The sequence below is a fragment of the Burkholderia sp. E168m23 genome (genome assembly GCF_016586125.1).
In the GTDB taxonomy this organism is placed as follows: domain Bacteria; phylum Pseudomonadota; class Gammaproteobacteria; order Burkholderiales; family Burkholderiaceae; genus Burkholderia; species Burkholderia orbicola.
This window is the reverse complement of the sequence record NZ_BCPP01000162.1, coordinates 1-9,437: the sequence shown is the minus strand read 5'-3', so window position 1 is coordinate 9,437 and position 9,437 is coordinate 1. Positions and strand designations below refer to the sequence as shown.

9 protein-coding genes are annotated in these 9,437 nt (G+C 67.5%); 3 read left to right on the top strand and 6 right to left on the bottom strand.

The genetic code is table 11. The annotated features are described in order from the left end of the window. A partial coding sequence (locus JMF90_RS11185; protein ID WP_201325109.1) for a bifunctional transcriptional activator/DNA repair enzyme AdaA occupies window positions 1–783 on the bottom strand: 783 nt, incomplete at its 3' end. 322 nt (window positions 784–1,105) lie between these two features. Between JMF90_RS11185 and JMF90_RS11180 the strand changes: the two genes are divergently transcribed. Further along, the gene (locus tag JMF90_RS11180; RefSeq protein WP_201317171.1) at window positions 1,106–2,398 is read left to right on the top strand and encodes an MFS transporter; all 1,293 of its coding nucleotides are present in this window, start codon (window positions 1,106–1,108) and stop codon (window positions 2,396–2,398) included. Between the two features lie 76 nt (window positions 2,399–2,474). Here the strand turns inward: JMF90_RS11180 and JMF90_RS11175 are convergent, their stop codons facing one another. Next, window positions 2,475–3,584, bottom strand: a complete 1,110-nt coding sequence (locus JMF90_RS11175; RefSeq protein WP_011694501.1) for a LacI family DNA-binding transcriptional regulator — start codon at window positions 3,582–3,584, stop codon at window positions 2,475–2,477. Between the two features lie 70 nt (window positions 3,585–3,654). Between JMF90_RS11175 and JMF90_RS11170 the strand changes: the two genes are divergently transcribed. Continuing rightward, entirely contained in the window at window positions 3,655–4,491 is an 837-nt protein-coding gene (locus tag JMF90_RS11170) for an NAD(P)-dependent oxidoreductase (protein WP_011694502.1), read from the top strand. Between the two features lie 29 nt (window positions 4,492–4,520). Here JMF90_RS11170 and JMF90_RS11165 read toward each other — a convergent pair whose 3' ends face one another. Both JMF90_RS11165 and JMF90_RS11160 read right to left on the bottom strand, forming a co-directional pair. After that, window positions 4,521–4,841: a DUF1330 domain-containing protein gene (locus JMF90_RS11165; protein ID WP_011694503.1), complete on the bottom strand. Its 321-nt coding sequence runs from the start codon at window positions 4,839–4,841 to the stop codon at window positions 4,521–4,523. 190 nt (window positions 4,842–5,031) lie between these two features. After that, a complete protein-coding gene (locus JMF90_RS11160; RefSeq protein WP_011694504.1) occupies window positions 5,032–5,490 on the bottom strand; it encodes a MerR family transcriptional regulator in 459 nt (152 codons plus the stop codon). 79 nt (window positions 5,491–5,569) lie between these two features. Between JMF90_RS11160 and JMF90_RS11155 the strand changes: the two genes are divergently transcribed. Beyond that, window positions 5,570–6,814 (top strand): NADH:flavin oxidoreductase/NADH oxidase family protein, encoded by a 1,245-nt coding sequence (locus tag JMF90_RS11155; RefSeq protein ID WP_011694505.1) that lies wholly within the window; start codon window positions 5,570–5,572, stop codon window positions 6,812–6,814. 88 nt (window positions 6,815–6,902) lie between these two features. Here JMF90_RS11155 and JMF90_RS11150 read toward each other — a convergent pair whose 3' ends face one another. Next, window positions 6,903–9,026, bottom strand: a complete 2,124-nt coding sequence (locus tag JMF90_RS11150; protein WP_011694506.1) for a TonB-dependent siderophore receptor — start codon at window positions 9,024–9,026, stop codon at window positions 6,903–6,905. 40 nt (window positions 9,027–9,066) lie between these two features. Then, window positions 9,067–9,437, bottom strand: a 371-nt coding sequence (locus JMF90_RS11145; protein ID WP_201325108.1) for a PepSY domain-containing protein, incomplete at its 5' end; no start/stop codon positions are given.

Below are 9,437 nucleotides of genomic sequence, written 5' to 3'. Positions count from 1 at the left end.
CTGCGGCACGTGCGTGACGGACAGCCAGCCGGCGACGCGGCCGCCGTCGTGTCGATTCGGCAATTCGACGATGCGTGCATAACCCTTCGCGTCGATTCGTTCGACGCCGTCGATCTGCCGCTGCGCGAGAAAACGCATCAGGTCGGCCCACGCGAACGGCGGCCGGTACGGCAGCGGGAAGGTCATGTCGCCGTCGGCCGACGCGCCGGCCCCTTTGCGCAGCCGTAGCGGATTGAGGCCGTAGCGCTGGCGGAACAGGTCGTTGAAGCGTCGCACGCTGCCGAACCCGGCCGTCGACGCGACGACGGCCACCGGCAGCGCGGTATCGGTCAGCAGCCGCTTGGCCATCAGCAGCCGCTGCGTCTGCGCGAACTCGACCGGCGACACGCCGAACTGCGCGCCGAAGATGCGGCGCAGATGGCGTTCGGTCACGCCGACGCGCCGTGCGAGCGCGGCGACGGAATGCGCATTCAGGAAACCGTCGTCGATCAGCGTCGCGGCCGCGTCGGCGAGATTGCCGGACAGGTCGAGCAGCCCGTGGCCGGGCGCGAGTTCGGGGCGGCAGCGCATGCAGGGCCGGAAGCCGGCTTTCTCGGCGGCCGCGGCGGTCGGGTAGTAGGTGCAGTTTTGCGCTTTCGGCGGCTTCACCGGGCAGACCGGGCGGCAGTACACCCCGGTCGTCGCGACGCCGACGAAGAACCAGCCGTCGAAGCGGCGGTTCCGCGAAAGCAGGGCGTCGTAGCAGGTGTCAGGATCGAGGCGCATGGGGCGACTGTAAACCATCCTCGCGGTCGATTCTGGCTGGAATCGGACATGTGTGTCGGCCGCCGCGCGCCTGCCGCGCCGCAGCGGGAAAATCAGGGGAAAAACGGTTAATACCACTCTGCGAAACAGTCGTCTCTTTTACCGCGACTAATTTGAGATGACTCATCGAAATCCCCGACTGACACGGCAGCGGCAGACGTCCTATCCTTTGAAAAACGTTTTCCAGATAGGTTGGTGAAAGGGCCGGTGCGTCAGCGCGTGGGCCGTTCACCCCGGCGCCGGTCGCCGGTCAACGAATACCGCGCGGCGCGACGGGCGCGACCGCGCATCGGAGACATTCATGCAATCTGCCGTCGTCGGCGCCGTGCGCGCGGCCGCCAGCCGCTACCGCTGGACCGTGTGTGCGCTGTTGTTCTTCGCAACCATGATCAACTACATGGATCGGCAGATCCTCGGCCTGCTCGCGCCGATGCTCCAGCACGACATCGGCTGGAGCCAGGTGCAGTACGGCCGCATCGTGATGGCGTTTTCGGCGTTCTATGCGCTGGGTCTGCTCGGCTTCGGGCGCATCGTCGACTGGCTCGGTACGCGCGTGTCGTACGCGGTGGCGATGCTGGTATGGAGCATCGCCGCGATGCTGCATGCGGCGGTCGGCTCGGTGACGGGCTTCGCGTTCGTGCGTGCGCTGCTCGGGATCGGCGAGGGCGGCAACTTCCCGGCCGCGATCAAGACGACGGCCGAATGGTTCCCGCGCCGCGAACGCGCGCTCGCCACCGGCATCTTCAACTCGGGCGCGAACATCGGGGCGGTGTTCGCGCCGGCGATCATCCCGGCGATCGCGGTGGCCTACGGCTGGCGCGCGGCGTTCGTGATCATCGGCGCTATCGGCATCGTGTGGCTCGCGGTGTGGCTGGTGATGTATCGCACGGCCGACACGCGCGCGCTCGCCGCGGAATACGACGAGCCGCGCGACGAAGCCGAAGCGCTCGACGCGGCGAACGCGAACGCCGGCGCGCCGCGCTGGGGCGAACTGATCCGCAAGCGCGAGACGTGGGCCTTCCTGATCGGCAAGTTCCTGACCGATCCGGTGTGGTGGTTCTACCTGTTCTGGCTGCCGAAGTGGCTGAACGAATCGCGCGGGATGGACATGCAGCACATCGGCTTGCCGCTCGTCTGCATCTATGCGCTGACGACGGTCGGCAGTATCGGCGGCGGCTGGCTGTCGTCGATGCTGCTGCGCGCGGGCTGGAGCGTGAACCGGGCGCGCAAGACGGCGATGCTGATCTGCGCATGTTGCGTGCTGCCGATCGCGTTCGTATCGCAGGTGCAGAGCCTGTGGATCGCGGTGCTGATCGTCGGCCTCGCCGCCGCCGCGCACCAGGGCTGGTCGGCGAACCTGTTCACGACGGCGTCCGACCTGTTCCCGCGCCGCGCGGTCGCGTCGGTGGTCGGCATCGGCGGGATGGCCGGCTCGATCGGCGGCGTGCTGTTCTCGGAAGTGATCGGCCAGGTGCTGCAGCGCACCGGCCACTACTGGGTGCTGTTTGCGATCGGCGCGTCGGCCTACCTGATCGCGCTGGCCGTGATGCACGTGCTCACGCCGAAGATGAAGCCCGCGAAACTCGATGCGTGATCGCGTGTCGGCAAGCAACAACGCCGCCCTCGGGGGCGGCGTTTTTCGTTCGGGGGCGTGACGCGTCGCGATTGCGTTATCCGGCCGCGGCCGATGCGGTCGACGCGCGCATGATCAGCCGCGGCTCGAACGTCGAATAGCTCGCGTCGGTGCGCCCGGCGAGCGCATCGATCAGCTTCTGCATCGCGAGTTCGCCCATGTTCTCGCTCTGGATGTCGACGGTCGTCAGCGCGGGCGCCGCGTATGCGCCGTACGGCACGTTGTCGATGCCGGCGACGGACACGTCCTGCGGCAGCCGGAAGCCGAGCGACGCGGCTTCCTTCATGAAGCCGAGCGCGATCAGGTCGTTGTAGCAGATCACGGCCTGCGGGCGCTGCGGCCCGAGCATCACGCGCGAGCACGCGCGCTCGCCGGCCTCGGCGGTCGGCGCGTGCGCGTCGTGCACGTCGAGCGTGAGCCCCGCTTCGGCGAGGCAGTCGCGCGCGCCCTGGATTCGTTCGTCGTTCACGCGCGCGGTGCCGAAGCCGAGATATGCGATGCGCGTATGGCCGAGGTTGAGCAGGTGGCGCGCGAGCATGTAGGTCGACAGCCGGTTGTCGATGCCGACGCTCGGAATCGGCAGGCCGGGGCTGCGACGCAGCAGCACGAGCGGCTTGTTGAGGTCGAGCATCCAGCCGGCTTCCTCGTCGGGCATCCGCGTGCTGACGATCAGCCCGTCGACGCGCTGCGCGAGCGCCTCGATCAGCGAACGTTCGCGCGCCTGGCTTTCCTCGGTATCGACGAGCAGCAGCGTGTAGTCGTGCTGCAGCGCGACGCGGTTCGCGCCTTTCACGACGTTCGTGAAGTGCGGGTTGCTGATGTCGAGGATCACGAGGCCGATGGTGCGCGTGCGGCCGGTGATCATCGAGCGCGCAAGCGGATTCGATCGGTAGCCGAGCCGCTCGATGGCCTCCTTGAGCCGTGCCTCGACGGTCGGCGAGAAGCGTTGCGTGCCGTTCACGTACTTCGATACCGTCGCGACCGACACGCCGGCTTCGGCGGCCACGTCGCGGATCGTCGAGGAAACTTTTTTCATCGGAAGGGTAACGTTTTCGTTCGATAACGCCGGATTGTGGCAGAAAAAGACGGCGCGCAGCCACCCGTCGATATCGGGAAAGTGCGGATGGCTGCGAGCAGATTCGACCATTGACGCTCGACGCCGCGCACGCGTATAGTTGGAAAACGTTTTCCGATTTAGGTCAGATCAAGGAGATTCGATGAACGCCTCATCCACCGCCGCGCGCAAACCGTTCGGCCGCCTGCTGCTGACGGGCGCGGCCGGCAACCTCGGCCGCCAGTTGCGCGGCGCGCTCGCCGACTGGGCCGACGTCGTGCGCGTCAGCGACATCGCGGCGCTCGGCGACGCGGCCGCGCATGAAGAACTCCGCGTGGTCGACCTGGCCGACCGGCCGGCCGTGATGCAGCTCGTCGACGGCGTGGACGCGATCGTTCACCTCGGCGGCATTTCGGTCGATGCGCCGTTCGACGATCTGGTCGGCGCGAACATCACCGGCACGTACAACCTGTACGAAGCCGCGCGCAAACACGGCGTGAAGCGCGTCGTGTTCGCGAGCTCGAACCATGCGATCGGTTTCCATCCGGTCACCGAGGTGCTCGACGCCGATGCGCCGCTGCGCCCGGACAGCCTGTACGGCGTGACGAAGTGCTTCGGCGAATCGCTGTCGCGCTACTACTTCGACCGCTTCGGGATCGAAACCGTATGCCTGCGGATCGGCTCGTCGTTCGAGGTGCCGAAGAACCCGCGCATGCTCGTCACGTTCCTCAGCTATCGCGATTTCATCGAGCTCGTGCGCTGCTCGCTGCTGACGAACCGCGTCGGCCACGCGATCGTCTACGGCGCGTCGGACAACCCGGTGAAGTGGTGGGACAACACGAAGGTCGGTTTCCTCGGCTTTCGCCCGCGTGACAGCTCCGAGCAGTTCGCGGGGCTGTTCCCGGTGACGGCGCCGACGGCCGAATACGACGATCCCGCGCAGCGGTTCCAGGGCGGCGGGTTCGTCGTCGGCGAGCCGATGGAGCGCAACGTGAAATAAGTCAGGGCGGCGGCCTCGGGCGTCGGCGATCAACGCAGAATGTCGGTCGCCTTGTGCCGTTCGTCGACGCCGTCGATCAGGATCAACGGGCCGCTCGCGTGCCGTTCACGCAGCGGCTGGATCTGCCGGTACGCATCCGAGTCGTACCACGCGCGCGCCATGTCGAGATCCGGAAACGCGATCGCGATCAGGTCGCCGCGCCACACGCCTTCGCGTACCTCCGGCCGGGCGCCGTGAATCACGAAATGGCCGTCGTACGGTGCGAGCGTGCCGTCGATCCGTTCGAGGTATTCGACGATGTCGTCGCACATTTCGACGTCGTGCAGGTGGGCGATGGCGTAGGCGGTCATGGCGGGCTCCTTGGCGTGATGCGGTTCGAGAGTCGATGAAGCCATGATCGCGGCGCGGGCTGCGCGCGTCGATTACCTGCGACGTAAGCAAATCCGGACAACTGCACCGCATCGTGTTTCAGGCCGTGGCGCGCATCGATCGATGGCCGGCGCGGCGCGATTCCGCATCACAATCCTGCAGCACACTCCATCACGCCCGCTTGCGCGCCGGCCGCACGACGGGCGTCGCCTCCAGCGGCTCGGCGGCCTGCTCGCACAGCCGGTCGAGCATTCGCTGCGCGGCGCCCGCGCAATCCTCGCCGGCCGGCTTGTTCTCGATTTCGTCGATCAGCGTTTCCAGATGTTGCCGGTTCTGCGCGAGACGCCGTTCGAGCAGCGCGATTTCGTCGACCTTGTGCCGCAGCGCGACCAGCAGTTCGTCGTGCGGCCATGCGCCGAGATCGGGCGGCAGCACCGCGCGGATCTCGTCGAGCGAGAAGCCCGCGCACTGCGCGCGGTCGATGATCGCGAGCCGCGTCAACGCTTCCGGCCCGTATTCCCGATAGCCGTTCGCCTGCCGGCGGGCCGGTTCGAGCAGGCCGCTTGCTTCGTAGAAGCGGATGCGCGACGCCGCGAGGCCGCTCGCCTTCGCCAGTTCGCCGATTTTCATGATGGGCTCCAAAAAGGGCTTGACCTTAAAGTTGACTTTAAAGTTATCGTGGGCCATCGTCAATCAAGGATGTCCCACCATGAATCTGTTTGCGCCCCTCACACTGCCCAACGGGGCGGTGATTCCGAACCGTCTGGCCAAGGCCGCGATGGAAGAAAACATGGCCGATGCGGATCACGCGCCGTCCGACGCGTTGCTGCGCCTGTACCAGGCGTGGGCCGACGGTCAGGCCGGGCTGATCCTGACCGGCAACGTGATGGTGGACGGCCGCGCGATGACGGGGCCGAACGGCGTCGTGCTCGAAAACGACGCGCATCTCGATCGTTTCCGCCGCTGGGCGCAGATCGCCCGCTCGAACGGCGCGCACGTGTGGATGCAGATCAATCACCCGGGGCGCCAGATGCAGGCGGCGCTCGGCCAGACGACGCTCGCGCCGTCGGCCGTGCCGCTCGCGCTCGGCGCGCTGTCGAAGCAGTTCCCGGTGCCGAAGGAGATGACGGCCGCCGACATCGCCGACGTGCAGCAGCGCTTCGTGCGCGCCGCGCAGCTCGCGGAGCAAAGCGGCTTCACCGGCGTGCAGGTGCATGCGGCGCACGGCTATCTGCTGAGCCAGTTCCTGTCGCCGCTGACGAACCGCCGGCAGGATCAATGGGGCGGCAGCATCGAGAATCGCGCGCGCCTGCTGCTCGATATCGTGAAGGCGGTGCGCGCGGCGGTGTCGCCGGCATTCGTCGTCGCGGTGAAGCTGAACTCGGCCGATTTCCAGCGCGGCGGTTTCAGCGCGGACGACGCGAAGCGCGTGGTCGAACTGCTGAATCCTCTCGGCGTCGATCTCGTCGAACTGTCGGGCGGCAGCTATGAAGTGCCGGCGATGCAGGGTGAGGCGCGCGACGGCCGCACGCTGGCGCGCGAAGCGTATTTCCTCGAATTCGCGCGCGACATCACCGCCGTCGCGCGGATGCCGCTGATGGTCACGGGCGGCATCCGGCGTCGTGCGGTGGCCGAGCAGGTGGTGAACAGCGGCGTGGCGATGGTCGGCATCGCGACCGCGCTGTCGATCGACCCGAACCTGCCGCGCGACTGGCGCGCCGGCAAGGACAGCGCGCCGGTGCTGCAGCCGATCCGCTGGAAGAACAAGGCGCTGGGCGCGCTGGCGAACATGGCCGTCGTCAAGTTCCAGCTCACGCGATTGAGCGAAGGGCGCCGCACGCATCCGCAGGTATCGCCGCTGCGCGCGCTGGTGCGGCAGCAACTGGCCGCGCAGTGCCAGACGCGGCGCTACCGGAAGTGGATGGCCGGGCGCGCGGCGGGCACGCGTGCATGATGCATCGACGCGCGCCGGCGATGCCGAAGGCTGACCGGCACGCCGCCGCGGCCGTGCCGCCTGGCACGTTGCGCGGCGGCCTGCGCGCTCAGAACCGGTAGTTCGCCAGCACCTCGACGCGCCGGTCGTTGCCGAGCAGATACTGCGTCTCGTTGTAGTACGCGGACTGCACGTAGCGGCGATTGAACACGTTGTACGCACGGGCGGTGATCGTCGTGTCCTTGCGCGGCTTCCACGCGAGGCCGAGGTCGACGGTCGTGTACGACGGCATCACGAGCTGGTTCGCGGTATCGGCGAATCGCTTGCCGACGTACTTGACGCCCGCTATGCCGGTCCAGTCCGGCGCGAAGCGCCAGCTCACCCACAGGTTCGCGAGCCGCTGCGGCACCGACACCGGCACGTTGCCTGCGCGCGACACGGTCGTGCCGCCGGACGACTGCTGGAAATCGTCGTATTTCGCGCGCAGGATCGACACGTTCGCATCGACGCGCCAGTCCTTCGCGATCTCCGCGCCGACCGTCGCCTCCAGCCCGCGCGACGACTGCTGGCCGACCTGGATCGACTGGTTCGGGTTCACCGGGTCGGCCGTCAGCAGGTTGCTCTTCACGATCCGGTACGCGGCGAGCGTCCATTCGGCCTTACCGTCGAGGAACGACTGCTTCACGCCGATCTCGATCTGCCGGCCGGTCGCGAGCGTGAAGTTCGCCTTCGACGCATTGAGCGACAGCAGCGAGCTGACCGGATCGGCCGCGACCGAATACTGGCCGTACACGGCGAGGCCGGGCCGCACGTCGTACACGGTGCCGATGCGCCAGCCGGTGTTCGCGAACACCTTCGTGAATGCGCCGCCGTTCACGAGATCGTCGCGGTTCACGCTCGCATGGTCGTAGCGCAGCCCGCCGATCACCGACCAGCGCGGCGTGATCTCGAGCCGGTTCTCCGCGAACAGCGCGTACTGGTTCGACTGGCTGCGGTACTTCGGAAACGTGCCGGCCGTGTTGATGAAACTGCCCGGATCGAAGTTGAACGGATCGACCGTCGACGTGCCCGCATACGGCGAATTGTTGTCGTGCTGGAATGTCGTGTGGTTGAACTCGACGCCCGCCGAAAACGTGTTGCGCATGCCGAGCAGCGCGCCGCCGACGGTGGCCGTCGTCACGTTGCCGTACTGTTCCTGGTCGTGAAAGATTTCCGTGTAGCTGCTGCGCCGCACTTGCGCGCTCGACGGCAGGTACGTGTAGTACTCCGCATCCTTCCAGTGACGGTTGCTCTTCATCCGGTACAGCGTGCTCGTCACGTTCAGGCTGTCGCTCGGCTGCCAGTTCGCCGAGACGGTGGCCCAGCTGTCGCGGAACGCGATGTCGGCGTCGCCGACGTTGTAGTTCTTCTTGTCGAGCGCGCGATCGCGCGCACCGTTGACGAGCGGCACGCCGAAATACTGCATCGGATGCATGAAGCCCTGCGCATACGACGCCGTCACGTACAGGTCGGGCGTCACGTCGTAGCGCAGCGCGCCGGACACCGACAGGTTGCGCGAATCGCCGCGGTCGACCCAGTTCGACGATCGGTTGCCGCTGATGTCGAAGCGGTACGACAGCTTGTCGTTGATCGCGCCGCCGCTGCCGAACGCGGCGCGTGCCGTGCCTTCGGTGCCGCCGCCGACTTGCAGTTCGTTGCGGATCGGCGTGCGCGTCGGCTTCTTCGGCACGATGTTGACCACGCCGCCGATTGCGCCTTCGCCGTAGATCACCGACGCGGGGCCGCGCAGCACGTCGATATGGTCGACCGACCACGTATCGAACGGGAACGTGACGCCGATCGCGCCGTACGGGCGCACGCCGTCGTAGAGCTGCGTGACCGACGACGCGCCGACGAAGCCGCGCGCGGCGAGCTCCGAGTTGCCGTTGCCGGGATGCGGCGACGCGCTGATACCGGCGGCGCGGCTCACGGCGTCGATGATCGAACTGTCGCCGCGCGTGTCGAGTGTCGCGCGGTTGATCTGCTCGACGCTCGCGGGCGTTTCGAGCGGCGACAGCCCGAGATGGCTGCCCGTGTCGAGCGGTTGCGTCAGGGCGGGCGCCTTCTGCGCGTCGACGCGAATCGGTGCGAGCATGGCGCCGGCGCCGTCGACACTGCGTTCCTGTGTTTGTGCCTGCCCGGCCGGCGACAGCGCCGCGAGCACGGCGGCGGGCAGCATCAATCTGAACTTCATTGTTTCGGTTTCCTTAGAATGGGGGAAGCGCTTGCGTCGATCACGCCGCGGCGCGCGCCGCGCGGCCGAACAGCAGCCGGTCGAGCAACCAGACCGCGACGATCGTCAGCCCCATCAACGGGAAGACGAGGCCGAGCAGCACGAGCCCGGCGAGCCAGCCGCGCATCGGCGGCGTGCCGCGTTCGCGCGACGGCGCGCCCAGCGTCCCGGCCGGGCGGCGCTTCCACCACATCACGGTGCCCGTGACGGCCATCGCGGCCAGCCCGAGCGACAGCACCGCGCAAATGATCTGGTTCGCGAGCCCGAAATAACGGCCCATGTGCAGCGACGTGCCGTACGACACCGCTTTCGATACCGCGCCGTAGTCGCCATAGCGGATGTCCTTCAAGACCGCGCCGCTGTATTGGTCGA

What these genes read in the sequence shown, in the direction of transcription:
- JMF90_RS11175 (WP_011694501.1), bottom strand. Translation starts at nt 3,584, where the DNA reads ATGGTCGAATCTGCTCGCAGCCATCCGCACTTTCCCGATATCGACGGG.
- JMF90_RS11170 (WP_011694502.1), top strand. Translation starts at nt 3,655, where the DNA reads ATGAACGCCTCATCCACCGCCGCGCGCAAACCGTTCGGCCGCCTGCTG.
- JMF90_RS11160 (WP_011694504.1), bottom strand. Translation starts at nt 5,490, where the DNA reads ATGAAAATCGGCGAACTGGCGAAGGCGAGCGGCCTCGCGGCGTCGCGC.
- JMF90_RS11165 (WP_011694503.1), bottom strand. Translation starts at nt 4,841, where the DNA reads ATGACCGCCTACGCCATCGCCCACCTGCACGACGTCGAAATGTGCGAC.
- JMF90_RS11180 (WP_201317171.1), top strand. Translation starts at nt 1,106, where the DNA reads ATGCAATCTGCCGTCGTCGGCGCCGTGCGCGCGGCCGCCAGCCGCTAC.
- JMF90_RS11155 (WP_011694505.1), top strand. Translation starts at nt 5,570, where the DNA reads ATGAATCTGTTTGCGCCCCTCACACTGCCCAACGGGGCGGTGATTCCG.
- JMF90_RS11150 (WP_011694506.1), bottom strand. Translation starts at nt 9,026, where the DNA reads ATGAAGTTCAGATTGATGCTGCCCGCCGCCGTGCTCGCGGCGCTGTCG.